21 protein-coding genes are annotated in these 20,332 nt (G+C 70.0%); 11 read left to right on the top strand and 10 right to left on the bottom strand.

The features are described from left to right. Positions 1-29 precede the first annotated feature (29 nt). Genes folE through EBN88_RS00290 form a run of 3 tightly spaced genes read right to left on the bottom strand, consistent with a single transcriptional unit; the run spans position 30 to position 1,871 of the window. On the bottom strand, positions 30-665 hold the full coding sequence (gene folE, locus EBN88_RS00300; RefSeq protein WP_122181713.1) for a GTP cyclohydrolase I: 636 nt from the start codon (positions 663-665) through the stop codon (positions 30-32). Positions 666-717: 52 nt separating this feature from the next. After that, the gene (locus EBN88_RS00295; RefSeq protein WP_122181712.1) at positions 718-1,464 is read right to left on the bottom strand and encodes a 7-carboxy-7-deazaguanine synthase QueE; all 747 of its coding nucleotides are present in this window, start codon (positions 1,462-1,464) and stop codon (positions 718-720) included. Beyond that, on the bottom strand, positions 1,461-1,871 hold the full coding sequence (locus EBN88_RS00290; protein WP_122181711.1) for a 6-pyruvoyl trahydropterin synthase family protein: 411 nt from the start codon (positions 1,869-1,871) through the stop codon (positions 1,461-1,463). Before EBN88_RS00290 ends, EBN88_RS00295 begins: the two co-directional genes overlap by 4 nt. A gap of 231 nt (positions 1,872-2,102) precedes the next feature. On the opposite strand from EBN88_RS00290, the gene EBN88_RS00285 reads away from it, so the two are divergent. Beyond that, positions 2,103-3,512 carry a Twin-arginine translocation pathway signal gene (locus EBN88_RS00285; RefSeq protein ID WP_233580341.1) on the top strand — a complete coding sequence of 470 codons (1,410 nt, stop codon included), beginning with the start codon at positions 2,103-2,105 and terminating at the stop codon, positions 3,510-3,512. A gap of 301 nt (positions 3,513-3,813) precedes the next feature. On the opposite strand, the gene EBN88_RS00280 is transcribed toward EBN88_RS00285, so the two are convergent. From EBN88_RS00280 to EBN88_RS00265, 4 genes are read right to left on the bottom strand one after another with little or no spacing between them, the layout of a single operon-like run. Continuing rightward, positions 3,814-4,272 (bottom strand): NUDIX domain-containing protein, encoded by a 459-nt coding sequence (locus EBN88_RS00280; RefSeq protein WP_122181710.1) that lies wholly within the window; start codon positions 4,270-4,272, stop codon positions 3,814-3,816. Between the two features lie 57 nt (positions 4,273-4,329). After that, complete coding sequence (locus EBN88_RS00275) at positions 4,330-4,704, bottom strand: DUF7848 domain-containing protein (RefSeq protein WP_122181709.1); 375 nt, start codon at positions 4,702-4,704, stop codon at positions 4,330-4,332. A 13-nt stretch (positions 4,705-4,717) separates the two neighbouring features. Beyond that, positions 4,718-5,164, bottom strand: coding sequence for a hypothetical protein (locus EBN88_RS00270; protein ID WP_122181708.1), 447 nt, complete (start codon positions 5,162-5,164; stop codon positions 4,718-4,720). Then, complete coding sequence (locus tag EBN88_RS00265; RefSeq protein WP_147472605.1) at positions 5,161-5,613, bottom strand: ATP-binding protein; 453 nt, start codon at positions 5,611-5,613, stop codon at positions 5,161-5,163. The genes EBN88_RS00270 and EBN88_RS00265 overlap by 4 nt, the downstream gene beginning before the upstream one ends. A 408-nt stretch (positions 5,614-6,021) precedes the next feature. Here EBN88_RS00265 and EBN88_RS00260 point away from each other — a divergent pair, with 408 nt between their 5' ends. The 5 genes from EBN88_RS00260 to EBN88_RS00240 all read left to right on the top strand — a co-directional run bounded on the left by EBN88_RS00260 (position 6,022) and on the right by EBN88_RS00240 (position 11,243). Next, positions 6,022-6,924, top strand: a complete 903-nt coding sequence (locus tag EBN88_RS00260) for a helix-turn-helix domain-containing protein (RefSeq protein WP_122181764.1) — start codon at positions 6,022-6,024, stop codon at positions 6,922-6,924. A 5-nt stretch (positions 6,925-6,929) separates the two neighbouring features. Further along, positions 6,930-7,127, top strand: a complete 198-nt coding sequence (locus EBN88_RS00255; protein WP_122181706.1) for a DUF397 domain-containing protein — start codon at positions 6,930-6,932, stop codon at positions 7,125-7,127. A 222-nt stretch (positions 7,128-7,349) separates the two neighbouring features. After that, on the top strand, positions 7,350-8,723 hold the full coding sequence (locus EBN88_RS00250) for a helix-turn-helix transcriptional regulator (RefSeq protein ID WP_122181705.1): 1,374 nt from the start codon (positions 7,350-7,352) through the stop codon (positions 8,721-8,723). Then, positions 8,720-9,613, top strand: coding sequence for a phosphotransferase family protein (locus tag EBN88_RS00245; RefSeq protein ID WP_122181704.1), 894 nt, complete (start codon positions 8,720-8,722; stop codon positions 9,611-9,613). Before EBN88_RS00250 ends, EBN88_RS00245 begins: the two co-directional genes overlap by 4 nt. Positions 9,614-10,001: 388 nt before the next feature. Then, the gene (locus EBN88_RS00240) at positions 10,002-11,243 is read left to right on the top strand and encodes a hypothetical protein (protein WP_147472604.1); all 1,242 of its coding nucleotides are present in this window, start codon (positions 10,002-10,004) and stop codon (positions 11,241-11,243) included. A gap of 94 nt (positions 11,244-11,337) precedes the next feature. On the opposite strand, the gene EBN88_RS00235 is transcribed toward EBN88_RS00240, so the two are convergent. The 3 genes from EBN88_RS00235 to EBN88_RS00225 form a co-directional block, all read right to left on the bottom strand. Continuing rightward, positions 11,338-12,078 (bottom strand): class I SAM-dependent methyltransferase, encoded by a 741-nt coding sequence (locus EBN88_RS00235; RefSeq protein WP_122181702.1) that lies wholly within the window; start codon positions 12,076-12,078, stop codon positions 11,338-11,340. A gap of 56 nt (positions 12,079-12,134) precedes the next feature. Next, a complete protein-coding gene (locus tag EBN88_RS00230) occupies positions 12,135-13,157 on the bottom strand; it encodes a choice-of-anchor M domain-containing protein (protein ID WP_122181701.1) in 1,023 nt (340 codons plus the stop codon). Between the two features lie 141 nt (positions 13,158-13,298). After that, positions 13,299-13,772, bottom strand: a complete 474-nt coding sequence (locus tag EBN88_RS00225) for a Fur family transcriptional regulator (protein WP_122181700.1) — start codon at positions 13,770-13,772, stop codon at positions 13,299-13,301. Positions 13,773-13,980: 208 nt separating this feature from the next. Here EBN88_RS00225 and EBN88_RS00220 point away from each other — a divergent pair, with 208 nt between their 5' ends. The 5 genes from EBN88_RS00220 (at position 13,981) to EBN88_RS00200 (ending at position 20,311) form a co-directional block, all read left to right on the top strand. Then, positions 13,981-14,631: a choice-of-anchor M domain-containing protein gene (locus tag EBN88_RS00220; RefSeq protein WP_147472603.1), complete on the top strand. Its 651-nt coding sequence runs from the start codon at positions 13,981-13,983 to the stop codon at positions 14,629-14,631. A gap of 289 nt (positions 14,632-14,920) precedes the next feature. Then, positions 14,921-15,184, top strand: a complete 264-nt coding sequence (locus tag EBN88_RS00215; protein ID WP_122181698.1) for a type B 50S ribosomal protein L31 — start codon at positions 14,921-14,923, stop codon at positions 15,182-15,184. Then, a complete protein-coding gene (locus EBN88_RS00210; RefSeq protein ID WP_122181697.1) occupies positions 15,184-16,329 on the top strand; it encodes a CobW family GTP-binding protein in 1,146 nt (381 codons plus the stop codon). Before EBN88_RS00215 ends, EBN88_RS00210 begins: the two co-directional genes overlap by 1 nt. 203 nt (positions 16,330-16,532) lie before the next feature. Then, a complete protein-coding gene (locus tag EBN88_RS00205) occupies positions 16,533-18,599 on the top strand; it encodes a choice-of-anchor M domain-containing protein (RefSeq protein ID WP_147472602.1) in 2,067 nt (688 codons plus the stop codon). Between the two features lie 176 nt (positions 18,600-18,775). Continuing rightward, positions 18,776-20,311, top strand: coding sequence for an anchored repeat ABC transporter, substrate-binding protein (locus tag EBN88_RS00200; protein WP_233580340.1), 1,536 nt, complete (start codon positions 18,776-18,778; stop codon positions 20,309-20,311). Positions 20,312-20,332: the final 21 nt, after the last annotated feature.

The following is a 20,332-nucleotide window of genomic DNA, read 5'->3' as shown; positions in this document are numbered from 1 at the left end:
GCCTCCTTGCTTTGCTTGCCAGTTGAGAGTCAGGCCGCGTTCCACCGGGCAGCGGCGAGGGTGACGAACTGCTGGTTGAGCACCGGGTCGCTCCAGAACCTGCCGCCGGTGTGCACCGTGGTGGTGCGGGCGTCTTCCATCCGCACGCCGCGCATGGTCATGCACAGGTGCGTGCCGCGTACCGCGACGGCGACGTCCTCGCGTCCGATCACGCCGGCCAGGTGCTCTGCGACCTGCCGGGTGAAGCGTTCCTGGACCTGAAGCCGGCCGGCGAAGTGCCGGGCGATCCGCCCGAACTTCGACAGACCCACCACCTCGCCTTCCGGCACGTAGCCGGCGGTCACGTGGAGGTTCATGGGCAGCAGGTGGTGCTCGCACAGCGACCACACGCTCATGCCGCCGACGACGACCAGTTGGTCGCTCACCTGGGACTCGGCGAAACAGGCGGCCGGCGCGGCGCCACCCGGGGACAGGAAGGTGCTCCACCAGGCCGCGACCCGGTCAGGGGTGCCGAGCAGCCCTTCGCGGGAGGGGTCCTCGCCCAGCTCGACCAGCAGCTGGGAGATCAGGTCGGCGACCCGACCGGTGTCGATGGCGGCGATGGATCGATTGGTCGTCGGGGCGAGGCTCGGCTCAGGCGTGGAGCCGGTGGCGAAGCTCGTCATGGACCTCTTCCTCCCGGGAGTTGAGGGGAACGGATGGGCCAGGGGCGGGAGATCAGCGGCCCCGCGCGCCGGCGAAGGCAAGCACGTGCAGCCGGGTGGTGAAGTGCCAGTGCCGGGCCGCGACCGCGTCCGCGAGCGCCCGCGTCGTCGCGGTGATCGCGTCCACGGTGTTGCCCTCGGGCATCACCCACACCGGCGCCAACCGGTGCGCGTCGGCCAGCTCGGCGATCCGGTCGAGGTCGGCCACCGAGGACGCGACGAACTTGAACACCGCCCGCCCGGACGCCGCGAACGCCTCCAGCGCGGCGGGCACGACGCTCTTGGCCTCGTCCACACCAAAGCTGGCGATCTTGGGCGAGACGTTGAAGTGGACGCCGTCAACCACCAGCCCGGGCAGCGGCGCGAGGGTGCCGTTCGTCTCGAACTCCACCCGCTTCCCGGCAGCCAGCAGCTGCCGCACGAGCGGCACCAGACGCTTCTGCTGGAGCAGCGGCTCCCCGCCGGTGATCACGACCAACTCCACCAGGGAGGACGTGGCCCAGGCCACGAGGCCAGCCACCGTCCGCCTCGCCGACTCCTCGCGCGGGTCGAACCGGGACCAGTCCCAGGTGTACTGGGTGTCGCACCTGGCGCAGGTGAGGTTGCACCGGGACAGGCGGATGAACAGGGCGGGGTGCCCGCAGCTCGGGCCCTCGCCCTGGAAGGTCGATGCCTCGACGCCGAAGCACTCCGCGACGATCAGCCGGAACGCCGCATCGTCTGCCGCCGGGTCGATGTCGGTCGGCTCGGAGGTGGTCACCGCTCCTCCACGTCGAAGCGGGCCCAACTGCTCCTCGTCTCACGGACGTTGACGGCGACCAGGCGGCCGTGGACCTTCGGCTGGAGGTGTTGGATGAACCAGCCGGCCAGGAACTGGGCGAGGCGCTCCGAGGTCGGCTCGAAGGGGAGGATCTCGTGCAGGTCGCGGTGGTCCAGCTCGGTGTCCAGGAACTCCTTGAACGGGCCGAGCAGGCCGAAGTCCGTGACGAACCCGGGGATCTCCAGGGTGGGCGCGGTCAGGAGGACCTCGACCTCGTAGCTGTGGCCGTGCTGCCGGGCGCACTTGTGCCCGGGGGCCAGCCCGGCGAGCCGGTGGCCGGCCTCGAAGTCGAACTTCTTGCCGATGGTGAAGGTCCCGGGCGGCAACAGAATGGAACGTAAGTCCATGATGCTCCTTCTTGTGTTGCGGACGAGGCGCCTCCGGCCGCCGAAGGCCAGAGCGGCCCGGTGGGCTGGCGGAAGGTTCAGCGGGCGGTTGACACTGCCCTCCCACGATGCGTGCGGAGCTGATCAGCCGTCATTGCGGGTGTCTTGTTGGAACATTGATGGGTCTGCGCAATGTCCGTCCGGTGTCCACCGGGACGCTGGCGGGCAGGGGTTGTGGCGAAGGGGCGGGCCATGAGCAGAGTCACCCGAAGTCGGCGCGCGGAGATTCAGCGGGAGGCATCCCGTATCCGTGCTCAGTGCCAGCGCGACGGGCACCCCCAGGAACGGATCGTCACCAGCCTCCGAACGGCGCTGCCGGAGCTGACGGCCCTGGAGGCGTGGCGTCTGGCGCTGGGGTGGTCGCGCCCGCAGGCGGTGCGCGAGGTGGCGGCCGTCTACCGATCCGACGGCCTGCTGCCACCGGGCCTGACGCCGGCCGCGCTGTGCCGGTACGAGCACGGGCAGGAGGCGCCCGGAGACGAGTACCGGCTGATGATCTCCCGGGCGTACGGAGCCCGGCCCGACCAACTTGGGCTGGCGACACGCTGCTTGTGGTGTAGCACCTGCGCGTCCCCGCAGCCTCTCCACTACCGTCAGCACCAGAGCGAGGAGACGACCACCAGCCGAAGGGGACCCATGACGACCGCCAGCGGACTGCCCGCCATCCGCGAATCCGTGCAGTGGGCCGTCCTGGAAGCCCCAGGCGACTCCCCGGCCCTCGTTGCTCTGGCCGAGGCGGCCGTGGAGCACTACGCCCTCAACTACAGCAAGCACCCACCGGCCGTCCTGCTCGAAGAGGTCCGCGCAACGCGGAACCTTCTGTCCAAGGCCGTCGCCGGAGCGGACCCCGGGGAAACGGAAGGCCTTCGGCGGCAGGTCGGCTGGCTGTCGGCGCTTCTCGGTAACCTCGCCTACCACCTGGACGACCGCGCCGGAGCCAGAACTCATCTCACCCTGGCCGGCGCACTCGGCGAATCCACGCACGAACCCGCGCTCTCCGCGTGGGCCAGCGGGGCACTGGCCATGGTCGCCACCGCCCGCAGGGACTGGGACCACGCCCAGAACCACGCACGGTACGGCCTGCAACACGCCCCCGAGGGCCTGCGCCGTGCCCAACTCCTGGGCTGGGCGCTGCTGCCCACGCTCGCGGCCACACAGCAGGTATCGGAAGCAGACGACGTCATCAGCGAAAGCGACGAGATCATGCGCTCCGCCGTGGAACTCCCCGGACGCTTCGGCTACGACCGAGCCGAGCACCGCCTGCACGTCGCCGAAGCCCACCTCACCCTCGAACGCTTCGACCGCGCCGCCAACGTCGCCCGCGAATCCATCGCCGCCGCACCCGCCGAGACACCGGCGTGGGTGGCCGCCACCCTCGTCCTCGCACTCGCCGAGGCCCGCGACACCCCTGAAGAAGCAGCCAACCGCGCCCTCGGCGTGCTCGACCTGATCCCTCCACAGCGCCTCCGGGCCACCGCCCGAACCCGCCTGGCCCGACTCGGACGCCTCCTCAACACCTCGACGATCGACTCGGCCACCCAGCTGACGGAACGCCTGAGCACCCTTCCCGCCCCAATCCGAGCCGACGGCACAGCCGCGTAGCTCCCGAACACGACCACAGAGCCGTGCCCACACCGCGAGACGCTTGGAGCTGATGCTCACGGCCATGATCTCCTCTCGCGGTGTGGGCGTGTATGCCGCAGTGCCACACCCTTCGTGGATCAGACGAACGCTGGTATCGCGGGGCCGTTGGCGTCCGGCGATCAGCGCCAGAACACCGTGGTCGCAGAACGCGTCCCCAGCTGTTGGACCAGCTCAGCGAAACCCGGTATCGAGGTTCACCAAGGTGCGGCGCTTTGGCCTACCACCAGCAGGAACTGCGGGGCCGCGCTGTCGGGCTGGGTCAGATGAACGCGGCGTCGGGGCGGTCGGCGTTGACGAGGAGGGGGAGGCGGCGGCGTTGGCCGGCGGCGATGATCGCGTACTGGTAGAGCGCCGGCGGCTCGTGCAGCTCGCGCATCGGCACCCAACTCGCGCCCTCGGCCGGGTCGTTGGACGGCAGCTCCGGGATCACCCCGCCGTCCAGGACATAGGAGAAGCCGGTGAGCGCCCCGTCGTCGTCGGTGGTCGGCGTGACGGCCAGCACCTCGGAGAGCGAACGGTCGAGCCCCGTCGTCTCGTTGAGGACTTCCCGCGCGGCGAGGATGGCGCAGCGCCCCTGCGGGACGGTGCCGTGCGGGAGCACCCAGCCGTCGTCCATCCCCTCCCGCTTCCCCCGCACCATCAGCACGTGGTTGGTCGCGGTGGTGGCCAGGATGTGGAAGGTGAACGGAACGGGCGAGGTGCGGATGGTCGTGCGCATGAAGGTTCCTTGTTCCTTGCTCTGTTGGTGAGTTGGTGAGTTGGTTGGGTCGGATGGCTAGTAGGTGAGGGCGGGCAGCAGCCCGGACAGGGCCGTCAGCAGGCACATCAGCCCGACGAACGCCGGCCCCAGCACACTGCCGCCACGGTGCGTGGACGGTTCGGCCGGAGGGTCGGGGCGCGGCACCACCCGCCAGTGCCTCTCCGTCCGTGCGAGGAAGAGCGTGTGCTCCGGCTGGTCCTGGGAGTGTTGGATCGCCCATACCGCCACCGGCAGCGGGTCGTCGTCGAAGAGCGGGGACGTGGCCTCGCACGTCATGCAGTCCACGCCGAAGATTCCCTCCGGCACCCCGGGCCCGCGTTCTTCCACCAGCACCCGGTCCGAGCCCCTGACGATGGACACCCTGTCGCCGCCGTCGTCGTCGTTCGTCACGAGTCCCCTTTCTTCATCCGTTGGTCGTGTCCTTCGTTGCCCGGTCGCTGACGTCGGTCTCGGGGTGCCAGAACCGTGTGCCGAACGTCGTGCGCGCCGGGTGGTGCCACCGCCCGTGAGGCGGTGACGGCGCCCGGGCGCGTCCGAGCGGTTGGTACGGCGGCACCGGCTGTCCTTCGCCGTCGAGCGGGGCTGCCCGGGCTGCGTCGGTGAAGTCCCAGGCCATGGCGTTCAGTTGGCGCAGGCAGGTGTCGCAGGCGTACAGCGGAGCGGCACCGCCCTCCGAGGTCAGGCACCCGATCCACACCACCGGCGCGACCCGGTGCCCGCAGAAGAACCAGCAGGGCCCCAGGGCCCACTGCTCCTCGCCCAACCGCCCCGGCAGGGGGATCTGGAACTCCCACTCCGCGTCGCCGAAGAGCGCGGGAGCGGTCGGGCGGCCGTCCCTGGCCACGCTCATGCGGCGCCCGCCTCGGGCAACGCACCCCAGCACGAGAACCACACGACCTTGCCCAGTCGGTAGGACGTGTCGGTGACGAGCGGGATGGGCATGTAGCCGAACCCGTCCGCCATCTCCCGCAGCAGCCACAGGCCCCGGCCGTCCTCCGAGCACCAGTCGGGGGTCCGCACCACGGGCAGCTGCTTCGACTCGTCGAAGACCTGCACCACCACGTCGGCCCCCACCCGCACCAGCCGCAGGCCGCACCGCCGACTCGCCGTGTGCTTGGCGACGTTCGCCAGCAGCTCCGAGACGCCCAGCCGCGCCAGCTCCACGGCCTCCCGCGAGGCCCGCCAGTCGGACAACGCGCCTGCGATCGCCGCACGCCACCGCTCGATCTCCTGCGGGCTGACGGTTAACAGCCAGCGGACGTCCTGCTGAGCGCCAACGGTTTGGACATGAGCGGTCATGCTTCCTCCAGCGGGCCGTACCTCCGAAGCACGGCGATCGACCGGCTCCTCGACGAGTTGGTGCGGTCGAGGACGGCCGTCGCCGAGCGGCAGCTGATCGGGCCGGCCGTTCGGCGATGCCGTGGCCCCACTGCCCCTCAGGAGGGCGCTCTCGGAGCTGGTCACCCGGCGAGGGGCAGCAGCCCTGGAGTTGAGTGGTCTGGCCACCGGAGAGCCTCTCGGGTCGGCTGCGGTTGCGTGGAGTTGGGAGTATGGCAACGACTCATGCGCCATGAATCAGTCATGGCGGAAGTGTCCGCATGGCTGATGCGCGTCGACTCGGAAGCCACACATGATCCGCCGTGCAATCCTTGTGGCTGCCCGCACCTAGCGCGGAGACTTGTGGCACTGCTTCAGAGGGAGCGCGTGATGGCGGACAGACAGGGCGATACAGCCGAGTTGGAGCAGGTGGGACCGACGACGCGGCGTCGGCAACTCGGCCTCCGCCTCCTGGCGTTGCGCGAGGAGGCCGGCCTGTCGGCGGGCGTGGCGGGGGAACGCGCCGGGGTCTCCCAGGCCACGGTCAGCAGGTACGAGCGTGGCCACGGCAACGTCCGATGGAACCAGGTGGAGGCGCTGTGCCGCGTCTACGGCACAACGGACGAGGAAACCCAGGAACTCATCTCTCTGGCGAAGCACAGCAAGGCGACGGAGGGGTGGTGGGTTCCCTACGCCGGGCGGCTCAGCCGGCCGATGCGGCTCCTGCTCGCGATCGAGGACGAGGCATCGCGCGTCGAGCAGTACGCGGCCGGCGTGGTGCCGGGTCTCCTCCAGACCCTGGAGTACGCGAAGGCGATCAAGCAAACCCCGGGCAGCACGATCCCACCGGAGGACGTTGACGAGTACCTCGCCATGAGGATGCATCGCCAGCAGATCCTTGACCGGGCAACTCCTCCGGAGTTCCAGGTAGTTCTCGACGAGAGCGTGCTCCGGCGCGTCGTGGGCGACCCGGAGACCACGGGGCGGCAGCTCGACCATCTCCTGAGCCGGGGAGCCGAGCCGAACATCACCATCCAGGTCCTGCCGTTCTCCCAGGGCGTCTACGCTGCCGCACTCGGCAACGTCATCGTCTACGGCGGGGCTGACCCATCCCTCGATGTCATCTTCATCGAGACAGCAGGCGGCTCGCTCTTCCTGGAGGAGCCGGAGGCGCGCCAGGTCTACGCCCAGGGCCTTGCGTTCCTGCGCGAGGAAGCACTCGCCCCGGACGCCTCGGCGCAACTCATCGCCGAGGTCCGTTCATCGCATCTGCGAAAGAAACGAAAGAAGTAAGGGACATGGCAGATCAGGCCGAACCGCAGTGGTTCAAGAGTTCGTACAGCGGCGCGCCCAACAGCGAGTGCGTCGAGTGCGCGACGGCAGGGCAGAACGTTCTGGCCCGCGACTCCAAGCAGCCCGGCGGCCCGCGCGTCGCCTTCTCCCCCGCCGCCTGGTCGACGTTCGCGGAGGCACTGCGCGCCCGGATACTGGGCTGAGCCCGGCCACTTCCCAGGAGCCAGTAATCCCGGCTGGTCGGCTCGGGCCACCCACGTGCCGACCAGCCAACCGTCCCGAAGTACCGCTGCCCGGCCGTGTCTTGTGACTCCCTCGGGCAGGGTAGAGGACCGCCAGTTGATGGAACGTCTGCGGAGAACCCACCGCGATGGGGACATCCCCACACTCGCCGGGTTGTCCGCATCAGCGCAGGCGAGGATGCCATGCCACAGCCAGAACGCCCCCTGGACGACACCGTGTCGATGCGCGCCTGGTTCGGCGTCGAACTGAGGAACTGGCGCAAGGCCAGAGGGCTGAGCACCCAGGCTCTCGGCGACAAGGTCCAGCTCAGCAAGACCTCGGTCGAGAGGATCGAGAAGGCCGAGCGTTCCTGCACACCGAGACTGGCCGCCGCGTTCGACGACGCCCTTCAGGCCGGCGGGGCGCTGAAGCGCCTCTGGCGGCGGGTCGAGGACGATGCGGACCGGGACCGTGATGCGGACATCGGTCGGCTGCCGGGAGACCGACGTCGCATCGGCCCGACGACCCCGGGCAGGATGGCTCCAGACCGACCACCGCTCCTGGAGTCGCCCGTGGAACGCCGCGCCTTCCTCACCGCAGGCGGCATGGCCGCCGTGTCCCTCACCGACCTGGCCCCGCACCTCGCTCACGCCCTGCCCAGGAGCGTGCGGCCGGAGGACATCGAGCAGATTCGCTCGGCGGCTCGCGACCATGCCAGCTGGGACAACCGCTACGGCGGTGGCGGCCTGGCGCGCGCCACGGCGGTCGGGCAACTCCACTGGGCATCCAACCTGCTCAACGTCGCGTGCCCGCCGAAGCTCGAACCGGAGCTGTTCACGGCCGTGGGCGTCCTCGCCGCGACGTTGGGGGCATCCGCCTTCGACGCCTACGAACACGAGCACGCGGCGCAGCTCTTCGACCTCTCGGTCCACTGCGCCGAGCGCTCCGGGAACTGGCATCTGCGGGCCCGGGCGCTCAACTGGCGCTCGCGGCAGGCGACTTGGCGAGGGTCGCCCGACTGGGGGCTGACGTACGCCGAGATGGGGCTGGTGCGAGCCGACCGCCTCACTCCACGTGAGCGGGCGATGCTCCACGGAGCCCGCGCCAGGGCGCTGGCGAAGATGGGACAGCGTGAAGCCACGCTGGCCGCCATCGGACGCGCCGACGACGCCTTCGCCCTCGCCCGCCCCCGCGAAGACCCGGAGTGGATGGCCTACTACGACTACGCCCAACACCATGGCGACACCGGGCACGCCGCCTTCGACATCGCCCTCCTGGACGGCCAGCCCGCGCACCTGGCAGAGACGCGCCTGACGACCGCGATCGAGCACCACACCGACGCCTACGTGCGCTCCCGTTCCCTGTCCGGAACGAAGTTGGCGACCCTGGTCATGCGCCGAGGCGACCCGCAGCGGGCGGTGACGATCGCCCACCGGGCACTGGAGGAGATCGGGCAGCTCCGTTCGCAGCGTGCGGTCACCGACGTCGAGGCACTGGCATCGGCGTCGTCCCGGTTCGCCCGGCGAGCGGACGTCGCCGAGTTGCGCGAGCGCATCCGGACCGCGGTCGCGCCATGACCGATCCCCGCGTCGAAGCGTCCTTCGCGCTCCTGCGACGGATCGCCGCCGCAGCTGGCCTCTCCGCGGAAGGCGCCCAGCCCATCCGCCTCGGCGAGAATGACCTGTGGCGGCTGCCGAAGAGGGTCGTGGTCCGGATCGCCCGCGCCGGCCAGGATGCTGCCGCCGCACGCGAGGTCGCGGTGACCCGCTGGCTCGCCGAACACCACGTCCCCGCCGTCCGCCCCCTGCCGATCGAACAACCGGTTCAGGTCGACGGCCGATGCGCGACCCTGTGGGAGGAACTCCCGCCTCACCGCGCCGGCACCGGAGCAGAGCTGGCTAAGCTCCTGAAGGACCTCCATCAACTCCCGCACCCCGCCCGCGACCTCGGCCTCAGGCCACTGGACCCGTTCGTCCGCCTGGAGGCGCGCATCAGCGCGGCCAGCGCGCTCACCGACGACGAACGACGGTGGCTGCTGGAACACCTCGCCTCCCTGCGGGAACAATGGGCGACCCTTCCTCCCGGCATGGACCTCTGCGTGCTCCACGGCGACGCCTGGTACGGCAACGTCGCCGTCACCGAGAACGGCACGGCCTACCTGCTGGACTTCGAGCGAACGGCGATCGGTCCTCCGGAGTGGGACCTCACGGCCACTGCCGTCGACCACGAAACCCTCGACGCGCTCTCCCAGGACCAGTACCGGGACTTCCGCACCGCCTACGGCCACGACGTCATGACCTGGCCCGGATACCCCACCCTTCGCGGCATCCGCGAACTCCGCAAGGTCACCTTCGCCTTCCAACTCGCCAACCAACGCCCGTCCGCGCTCGAACGGGCCCGCCACCGCCTCGCCTGCATCCAGGGACAACGCGGCCCCCGCCCCTGGACCTGGCCCCCAGCAGCCTGATCATCCCCGCCAGCCGCCGCGACGTCTCCGGTAAGCCACGCGAGCAATGTGGCGGGTGATCACCAACTGACGTGCCGACGCGTTGAGCTGAGAGCTGGCGGATGCTGATCAAGACGCTTCCACTTCGTGGTGGGAGCTGGCAGGCCTTCGCGTCGACGGCGATCTGCTTCCGAGGGCTTCGGTGCGCGCCGGCTGATGGTCTTCGTTCGGCTCAAGTCGGCGCGGATCACTCCCAGACCGGCCGGCGAAGCAAGCCCCCAGCGAAGGGGCGTATCCGGGGTGCCACAACACAACGCGCCCCCCGCAAGCTTTTTCCCAGCCGCACGTCTGGGAACGCAATGCATCCGAGCCACTGCTCATACCAGCGCCGGCGCCTATGATCGACCGCATGTCCTACAGATCTGCTCGCGATCTTCCCTCTTTCCTCGAACTGGACCGACAGTTGAAGCTGCTGCGACTACTCGGGAAGACGAGCCGGGGACAAGCTGCGTCGATCGAGATGCAGATACGTGAGCTAGCGGACACCGTGGATGCCTTCTACGAACTGCTCGGCGACAAGCACTGGATCTTCCACGACCGACTTTCCCTCACGGCGATCCGCGCAGTCTTGGACACCGCAGGCGACGATGCTGACCGAGCGGAACAGCTTCTGATCAAGCATTACCACGACCCCGAACAGCTCAGACTCATGCTGCTCCCCCTGCGGAAACTGCCCGCCATGCGTCGCAGAGGCGACCTGATTGACAAAGCTCGCCGCGATTACTTCGAAGGCCGCTTCTACTCCACCGTCCACGTCCTACTCAGCGTCATGGATGGCTTCGTCAACGAGTTCGAAACCGTGAGGCGAGGCCTCCACGCCCGTCAGCCCGAAGGACTCCACGCCTGGGACAGCGTCGTCGGCCACCACCTCGGCCTCGCCCACGCCCACAGGACGTTCACCAAGGGTCGCGGCGCCACCCGGGAGGAACCCGTCCTCGAGCTGTACCGCAACGGCATCGTGCACGGCAGCATTCTCAACTACGACAACATCACCGTGGCGACAAAGGCCTTCAACCGGCTCTTCGCCGTCGCCGACTGGGCCTTCGCGCGCGAGAAGGAGAAAAAGTACCAGGCCGAGGGGCCTCCCACCTGGTCCACCGTGTGTCGGCAACTCAAAGAGGCGTTCGGCGCGATCAGAGAGCAGGCCGAGGCGGACCGCGCCAACAGGGAGTGGACGCCAGCCGAGTACCTGCCCGACAGCGACGACTTCCGCAACCACCTCCTCTATCAGCGAACTCATGAGCTGCTGAGCTACTGGAAGCGTCGTAACTACGGTTCTCTCAGCGATCTGCTGACCCACGACCTGCACCGCAAGCACGGGAGGTCAGTGCGCAGCGAGACCCGCCGGGCCTTTGAGCCGTTTCCACTGGCCGATTTCGAGATCCGTGCGATCCGTCACGACATGGCAGCCGCGGGCACGGTGGTGGTGACCCTGGTCCACTCGGACGCAGAGCGCGTCACCGCCGAGCTGCGATGGGTAAGGGAGAACGCCGAAGCCAATCCGCGTCCTGAGCCAATGCAGGGGCAGTGGCGTCTGGTCTTCCTGCCTTGTGTCTTCCTCGCCCAAGGCACCCCGCTGCCGGCCGAGTAACGACTTCCGGCTGCCGGCTCAAGAGCCGCCTCGAGGACATCAAGCGAGAAAACCACGTGACCGATGGCACGGAGAGACGGGTGCTATGAGGCAATCAGGGGCTGAGCACATGGAGGTTGACGTTCCCAAGGGTCCGTGCGCCGAGGCCGCAGGCCGCCCATTCCGCGTGCAGCTCCTCGTCGGTGACGACCCACCAGTCGTAGTCCACCTCAACCCGTGCGAGAACCCGCCCCTGCTGGAGGGTTTCGTAGGTCATGTGCCACACCAAGCGTTGGTCGCCGGCGGGTTCGGCCTCCGACCACCCTCGGTACTCGTAGGTGCCCACTCGGACGACCGGCCCGGCGGAACGCGGGACGGTCGCGGCAACGGTCGGTGGGAGGTTGTTGACCAACACCGCTCCGGCCGGATCCAGGTGTGCGGCGATCCTCTCCCACAGCGAGCGCCGGTCGTCAGGCGCCAGGTGCCCGATCATGTTCATCGCGAGCACCACGGACACCCGCTCGGGGAACGGGAACTCCAGGGCGCCGCCGGCCACTACCGTGGTCCGCGCGGCGAGAGGCGCGTCGTCCATCAGCCGCGCCAGCAGCGCCGTTCGCATGGCCGCCGACGGTTCCACGGCGAAGATCGGGGCTTCGGGCAGCGACGCCGCGACGATCCGTGTCCCGCGCCCCGCGCCAGCGCCGAGGTCGATCACGGGGCCGCTCAGCCCCGACAGTGGTTGGAGTTCGGCGACGAGCGACGGCCCGACCTGCTGCCAGAAGCCGGCAATCATGGGATCGATGAACGGCGCGGACAGGGCGTAGGGATCGGTCGTGGTGTCTTCTTGGAGGTTCAACGCTTCTCGCTTTCCCTTGGACAGGTGGCACGGATCATGAGTGCGACGGCCATGTCTCAGTCGATGCGCGTCCGCTGCCGCCGCCGGATGACGGCCACGAGCCCGGCACCCGCCGTCAGGAGCAGCAGGGCGCCACCGCCGAGGAGCACCGCGTCACTCCCGGTCTCGGCCAGCTCGCCCGAGGAGTCGCCGGTGCCGCTGTCTCCGACGTTTGAGGGGCCGGCCGATGTATCCGCCGGCGGACCGCCGGCGGCTCCTTCGCCCGCCGAGGTCCCCGCGCTGCCGCCCGAGTCCCCTGCTCCGCCCGCCTCACCACCATCGGCATCGCCGGGCTCTTCCGGCTCCTCGGGCTCTTCCGGTTCGCCGGGCTCCTCCGGGGCGGGAAGTTCGACCTCGTCGGGGTCGGTGTCGCCGACCACGGCGGTCAACGTGCCCGTGTCGGCGACGCGTTCGCCGGTCGACAACGTGGCGCTCATCTCCAGCCGGATGCGGTAGACGCCCTCCTCGGTGAAGAACCACAGCGGGTGCGCGTGGACGCCGGGCCGCAGCTCGACGGCGCCGGGCTCGGGCTGGGTGCCGTCGATGTCGATGCCGACGACGTTCCCCAGCTCGGGGTCGTCCCGCCATTGTCCGAGGAAGAACCCGTCCGGCCTCGCAACGTCGCTGAAGGTGGCGGTGATCGGGGTGCTCACGTTCCCGGACGGCACCTCCTCCGTGTTCCAGCCCGGCCACAGCAGGTCCGGGCCGTTGGTGACGGAGTGATCCACCCACAGGGTGTCTCCCGGGCGCCCCACCTGCTCGGGAATCCTTCCGGCGCCCGACTCGGGTATCTCCCAGGCGTGTCGGGGGTCGAAGTGCAGAATGACGTCGTTGGGCTCCCGCCAGACCTCCTCGCCGGGGGTGGTGCCGTCCTTGACCTGGAAGGTCAACTCCCCCTCGTCGAGCCGGGCCGCGAGATCCAGGTGGCCCCCGTCGAGCACGACCCGATCCCGTTCCCCTTCGTCGGCCCGCTCCTCGGCCGAGACGGGTGGGGCCGCCAGCAGCCCGCCCGCCACCATGGCGCCGATCCACAACGACATTCGCCGCCGGCACACTGACATCTCAGAAGTCCCTTCGGTAGGGGAGCGCGACAGCCGGCCGGAGACCACCACGGCGCTGGCGGGGTGGCCGAGCGAGCGGGCGCCCCCGTTCCCGCCCCAACGCCAGCGACGCCCCCCAGCTCACCCGAGGTCAGCGGAGTCCTCCCACCCGGGCGCGTCCTCACGTGTGACGTCCTGACAGGGAGCGCAGACCCCGGAGAGCTGGACAAGATGCTCCAGCGCCGCGAAGTCCGAGTCCTTGCCCACGCGTTCGACCCAGTCCTCAAGCGCCGACGAGTCAATCGCCCTGCTGGTGCCGCAGGAACGGCAGATCAGGTAGTGCTGGTGACCGTCGGCTGCCCGCATCCGATAGAGGCGCTCGCCGCTTTCGTCCAGGACCACGTCCGCGCGACCGCGCTCCTCCATCTCACGAAGCGCCCGGTAGACGGTGGTCAGGCCGACGCGCACCCCCTGAAGCGTCGCCAGGGAGTGCAACTGACGCGCGGACACGAACTCCTCGTGGTCCGCCAGCACGCTCTCCACCGCAACTCGGCGTCGGGCCGTCCGCGCACCGAGCGTGACATGCGCGTGCTGCCCACTCCTTCGGCGCCCCATGGAGGATCACCTCGCAGGATCTGGGTACCAGTCAACCCGCTCCACCGTAGTTGACAATGATTACCATGTCTATCACCGCCAGGGGTGCCTCGCCGAGCGGCATTGACTGTGACATGCCACACCCGCCAGAGCCTTGCGACCCACAAATGAAAATGATTATCGTATGCGTCGTCAGCGCAAGGTGACTCCCCATCAAGTGAGGTCAACTGTGCATGCTCCCCGTAGGTCTCTCACCATCGCCGGCGGCATAGCCGCCGCGCTCTCCTGCGCCTCCCTGGCTACGGCCTCGGCGGCGGCGCCGACGGTGATCTCCACCGGCCATGTGGACGTCGTCGGCGTGGAGTTGGAGGACGGCGCCTTCCACGTGCACGTCCACGACGAGGAGAACGGCGTCGAGTACGAGCCGGCCGACGTGGTCCTGGCCGCGCTGCCCGGCTCGGCCTACACCGTGCCGAGCGACACCTGCTACTCCTTCCTCGGCGAGGCCGGCGACACCGTCTACCGGCTGCCGCAAACCCAGAACCCCGACCTGCTGTGGGCCGGGTTCTCGGCGCACATCGACGCGGGCGTGCTCCAGAACGACACGTTCACCCTCTCTCTGGAGAGCGTGACCGGCCCCGGTGACGTCAGCGTCTACCAGGACGGCCTGTGCGCCGCCGACTCCCGCTTCTTCGACAGCGGCGACGGGATCGACGGCGCCGACGCCACCGAACTCGACGCCCACAGCCACGTCCACGCCAACTGGGCCTTCACCGAACCCGGCAGCTACACCGTCTCGTTCACCGTCAGCGGCACCCTCGCCGACGGGACCGCCGTCCCCTCCGTGACCGAGGACTACACCTTCAGCGTCGCCGAGTAGGCATCCCCCCACCTCGCCCCGTTCCCCGTTCCCGGGCGCCCGTCGTCGAGGGCAGGCCACACGACAGCCCGGGAACGGGACCTCCCCCACCCCTGACGGCGCTCGCGGTGCCGCTTGGCCAGCGCGGGCGCCGTTCGGGCGCCGATGTGACCACCCGCGCGGCGTCACCCGCGAAGCGCGTCGACCACCCCTCGGGCGGCGACCCCGAGAGATTAGATGAAAATGATTGCCATTTCTGTATAGTGGTGGCTCGCCGGTTTCACCATCCAGGAAAGAGGGTTCCGTCCCTATGCGGTCCGACATCCACCCCTCCTACGGCCCCGTGGTCTTCCGCGATCGGGCTGCCGGCTTCGCCTTCCTCACCCGTTCCACGCTGGCCTCCCGCACGGACGCGCCGACCGTGGAGTGGGAGGACGGCGAGGTCTATCCGGTCTTCGACGTCGAGATCTCCTCGGCCAGCCACCCCTTCTACACCGGCCAGATGCGCGTGGTGGACTCCGCCGGCCGCGTCGAGCGCTTCCGCCGCCGCTACGAACGACAAGAGGTCCGGTGATGCTGCCCGTGCTGATCGTCGCCGGGCTGCATTCCGACGCCCGGCGTGCCACGGTCGACGCCGTGCTGCGCGCGGTGCCTCGCAGCGTCGCGCTCCACCACGACCTCACGACCGCACCCGAGCGCGTGGTTCACCGCCTCCTGCGGGATCACAGCGGCACCACCGCCACCGGGCAGGCCCCCCTGGTCAACGACTGCGCCTGCTGCGCGCTCCGCGAGGACCTGCTGCCGGAGCTGGAACGGCTCGCGGACAGCGGGGAGTTGTGCGCCCTGGCCGTCGTCGAACTGTGGGACTCCGTCGAACCACAGTCCATCGCCCAACTGGTCAACGCGCACGCCGACCGGCGGCTGGACCTGGTCGGCGTCGTCACGGCCGTCGACCCGGCGCTGGTCCTCCCCTACCTGTCCAACGGCGACGACCTCGCCGATGTCGGGCTGGCCGCCGCGAGCAGCGACAACCGGACGGTGGCCGACACCTTCGCCCGCCAGCTGGAGTACGCGCCGGTGCTGGCGCTCGTCGAGGGAGAGACCCCACCGAGCGACGCCGACCGGTCCCTGCTGTCACAGCTGCACCCCCTGGCCCGGCTGACGACCCCCGACCACCCCGCCTTCCTCGGCGAGGTCACAGCCGGCTTCGACACGGCGGCCGCAGCCACCCGGGTCCACCCCGCCACCGCACTGCTTCCCCAGGCGAGCGACGACGGTGGCGTCACCACCCACGTGTGGCGGGGCGACCGGCCGTTCCACCCCGACCGCCTGTATGCCGCCCTGCCCGACCTGGCCTGCGTGGCGCTCCGCAGCCGGGGCAGGTTCTGGCTGGCCAACAGGTTCGACGCCATACTCTCGTGGGAAGCCGCCGGTGGCGCCCTGTGTGTGGACGAGATCGGCCCCTGGCTGGCCGCCCTTCCCGAGTCCGCCTGGCCCGACATCCCGGCCGAGCGCCGCGCCGCCGCCCTGGTCGACTGGCATCCCCACCACGGCGACCGGGGCCAGCACCTGGTGTTCACCTCCCCCGGCCTCGACGCGGAGGGCCTGGTCGCGCTCCTGGAGTCCTGCCTCCTCACCGACGAGGAACACGCCGAGGGGCCGGCGGCCTGGACACACCGCGACTCCGACTTCGACCAACTCCTCGAACCGATCTCCTGACGTTCGCGTACCCCGTCCACTCGGGGAGCCGCGCGCCGATCGGAGAGCCGCGAGGCGGCCTGATTCGGACTTGATGGGAACGATTATCGTTTTGTAAGCTGTGGCCCTCATGCGCCGTTCTCGCTCTCCTGTCACCGAGAGCCCTCAACGTGCGTCAACGCGCGTTGAGTTGTGGGGGTCCAGGTGACCGGTTCGAACTACTCGTGTCACGCCACGACACCGCATCGGGGCACACCCAGCAGAAGGAGCACCACACCGACATGACCACCACCCGGATACGCCCGAGAGGGCGGCACGCCGTGGCGGGCCTGATGGCCGCCGCCCTGCTGGCGGCGGGCGCCACCGGCAGCGCGCAGGCCGCCGATCCCCTCGTTCTCGACCACGGCCATATCGACGCGTTCCATGTCGCGGTGGAGGACGGGGCGTTGGTCCTCGACCTCGCCGAGGACGTCACGGGCTCGCATGTCCGGCACGCGCCCGAGGACGTGCTGCTGCATGTGAAGGAGGACGCCTGGCTCGACGGCATTCCCGAGGAGTACCCGGGCGCGCCGGCCGGCTATGTGGTGCCGCTGACCCAGGACCCGAACCTGATCTGGCCCGGCTGGGACACCAACGGAACGGCCGGTAGCGGCTACACCGATGTGGAGATCGACATCAGCTCGGTGGAGGGGCCGGGCGAGGTCTTCCTCTACACGCTGACCGGATTCGGCACGGTGACCTCGCTGTTGGAGGACGGCGGCTACGAACTCCCGGGCACGTTGCGGGAGGAGACCCCCTCGCACACGCACGCCCAGTGGACGTTCACCGAGGCCGGCACCTACACCCTCACCGCCGAGGCCACCGCCACCAACCCGGACAGCGGTGCGTCGCTGACCAGCCAGGCCGCCACCTACACCTTCGCGGTGGGCGAGCGTCAGGAGCCGGACCCGGAGCCGACGGCCCTGGCCATCGAGGGGTTGGGTGACCACTACCACACCGGCGACGCCGTGGAGTTGACGGCCGTGCCGAACGCCCCGACCGAGCTGGACCACTACCACTGGTACAGCCGGGACTCCGCCGACGCCGAGTGGGAGGCCGCCGAGGGCGGCGACGGCGACACCTACACCGGCACGGCCGAGGTCGACGGTCAGCAGCTGAAGGCCGAACTCCTCGACGGCGACCACGAGGTGGTCGCGGCCTCCGAGCCGGTGACCATCCACATCGACGACCACGGCGGCGGTGACGACTCCGGCGGGTCGGACGGTGATGCGGGCGGTTCCGGCGGCGACACGGGCGGTTCGGACAGCTCCGGCGGCAACGCCTCGGGCGGCGACGGGGGTTCGGACGGCGACGAGGGCGCGGCCTCCTCGACCGGCGGCGACTCCGGCGGGGCCGCTTCGACCGGCGGCTCCTCGGCCGGAGGCTCCTCGACCGGCGGCGGCGACGGGGAGCCGCAGTGCTTCCCCGTCGAGGAGGAGCGTGAGGTGCCGGCGGAGCCGGGTGAGGCGCTGGTGTTGGACCACGGGCATATCGACGCGTTCAACGTGCTGGCCGAGGGCGGGGACCTGGTTCTCAACCTCAAGGAGGACGTGACGGGCAGCCATGTCACCCACGCGCCCGAGGACGTGGTGCTGCACGTCAAGCCCGAGGCGTTCACCGAGGAGATCCCCGAGGGCTATCCGGGCGCGCCGGCCGGCTACCTGTTGCCGCTGACCCAGGACCCGAACCTGATCTGGCCCGGCTGGGACACCAACGGGGTGGCCGGCAGCGGCTACACCGACGTGGAGATCGACATCACCTCCGTCGAGGGGCCGGGTGAGGTCTATCTCTACACGACCAACACCTTCGGCGGCGCCGTTCCGATCCTCCAGGGCGGTGACCTCGAACTGCCCGGCACCGTGCGGGAGGAGAGCCCGGCGCACACCCACGCCCAGTGGACGTTCACCGAGGCCGGCACCTACACCCTCACCGCCGAGGCCACCGCCACCGACCCGGACAGCGGCGAGTCGCTGACCAGCGACGCCGCCACCTACACCTTCGCGGTCGGGGACGCCCCCGACGGGCTCGCGCCGCAGGGCGGGACGACCACCGAGACGGTGACCGTGGGGAAGACCGCCGACGGCGAGGACTGCGAGCTGCCCGACGCCCAACTCGGCGGCCGGGACGGCAACCTGGCCAGCACCGGCAACGGCGTCTCCCCGCTGCTGGTGGGCGGGGTCGGCGCGGCACTGCTCGCCACCGGCGCTGCGGCGTTCGTGTTCGCCCGCCGCCGCCTGGCGGCCCGCGCCTGAGAAGGACGCGTATCCCAACGGGGAGACGCACCACAGCTGGTGGGGGATGGGGCAGCAGGCCGCTCCATCCCCCACCGCCAGTGCGTTTCCCCAGCCCTTTCGATCTGAGCGTAGAAGGGTTTCCCGAGCCGATGAGGCGAAGAAGCGGCGTCCGGCGTTGCGCGGCCCTAGCGGTCGTGCTGGCCGTGACGGCCGGCGGCTGCGGCCGGTTGGCCACCCCGCCCGATGACGGCCGGGTGTCCGTGGTCACCACCACCGGCATCCTGGCCGACCTGGCCCGCCAGGTCGGCGGCGAGCTGGTGGACGTCGAGTCCCTCGTCCCCGAGGGCGGCGACCCACACTCGCACGAGCCGACCCTGCGGGACGTCCGCGACATCGTCTACGCCGACGCCGCGTTCAGCAACTACCTGATGCTGGAGGAGCAGAACCTGATCCGCGCCCTGGACGCCAACCTGCCCGAGGACGTGCCCAACGTCCCGCTCGCCGAGCGGGCGGCCCGCTACGCGGCGGAGATCATCCCGCTGGTGGAGAACGTCAACCTCGACACCATCTGGCTGGGCCTGCGCGTGCGGGGAACCGGCGCCGAGTTGGGCGCCACCCGCTCCTCCGAGGTGCGGCTGGCGGCCACCGGCCTGGACGGACCCGGCGAGCTGGTCGGCTATCTGACCGAGACCTTCGGAGAGCCGGCCGTCTTCTTCGACTCATCCGACGGCTTCGACGCCGGCGACGGCTACGCGGACGACACCGCGACACTGCCACCCGACGCACACACCCACATGAGCTGGGCGTTCACCGAACCCGGCATCTACCGGCTGGACATGACGGCCCAGGCGGTACCCACACCACAGGACCGGCCGGTGCCACTGGGCGAGACCACGATCACCTTCGCCGTCGGCGTCGACCCACACACCGTGCCCGGCATGGACGGGGCGACCGTGCTCGACGCCGGCCACGCCGACATCGCCGTGGACCTCGACGGCGCCGAACCGGCCGGGGGCCTGTACCTGTACGCCGACCCCGAGGGCGGCCGGCACGCCCACCAGGAGGTCCACTCCCCCACCGAGACCGTGATCGAGGTGCCCAACAAGGCGATCACCGAGGTGCCCGGCGACCCGAGATTCCGGATGCTGGGCCGGGCCGGCGAAGAGATCCACCAACTGCCACAGGCAGTCCTGGGCCGCCACGTCCACGGCGAGATCGACCCCCACCTGTGGCAGAACGTCCGCAACGCCATGGCCTACGTCAAGATCATCCGCGACACCCTGACCGAGATCGACCCCGAAAACGCCGCCACCTACCGCGCCAACGCCGCCCACTACCTAGAGGAGTTGGAGGACCTCGACACCTACGTGGCCGCCACCATCGCCGAGATCCCCGCCTCCCGCCGCTACCTGGTCACCACCCACGACGCATTCGGCTACCTCGGCGAGGCATACGGCCTGGACATCGCCGGCTTCGTCACCCCCAACCCGGCCACCGAACCCAGCATGGCCGAGCGCCGGCGGCTGGGCGAAGCCATCGACAACCTCTCCGTTCCCGCCGTCTTCCTGGAACCCAACCTCCGCAGCCGCTCCAGCACCCTCACCCAGATCGCCGAGGAACGGGGCGTGGCGATCTGCCCGATCTACGGCGACGCCTTCGACGAGGAGGTCACCAGCTATGTCGCGATGATGCGCGCCAACGCCGACTCACTGCGCGACTGCCTCGGCTGACCCCCGGCCCCGGGCCAAGCC

Source organism: Streptomyces triticirhizae (genome assembly GCF_003696235.1).
GTDB classification, from domain to species: Bacteria; Actinomycetota; Actinomycetes; order Streptomycetales; family Streptomycetaceae; genus Streptomyces; species Streptomyces triticirhizae.
Note: the sequence above shows the minus strand (reverse complement) of the source record. Positions and strands in the feature narration are given on the sequence as shown.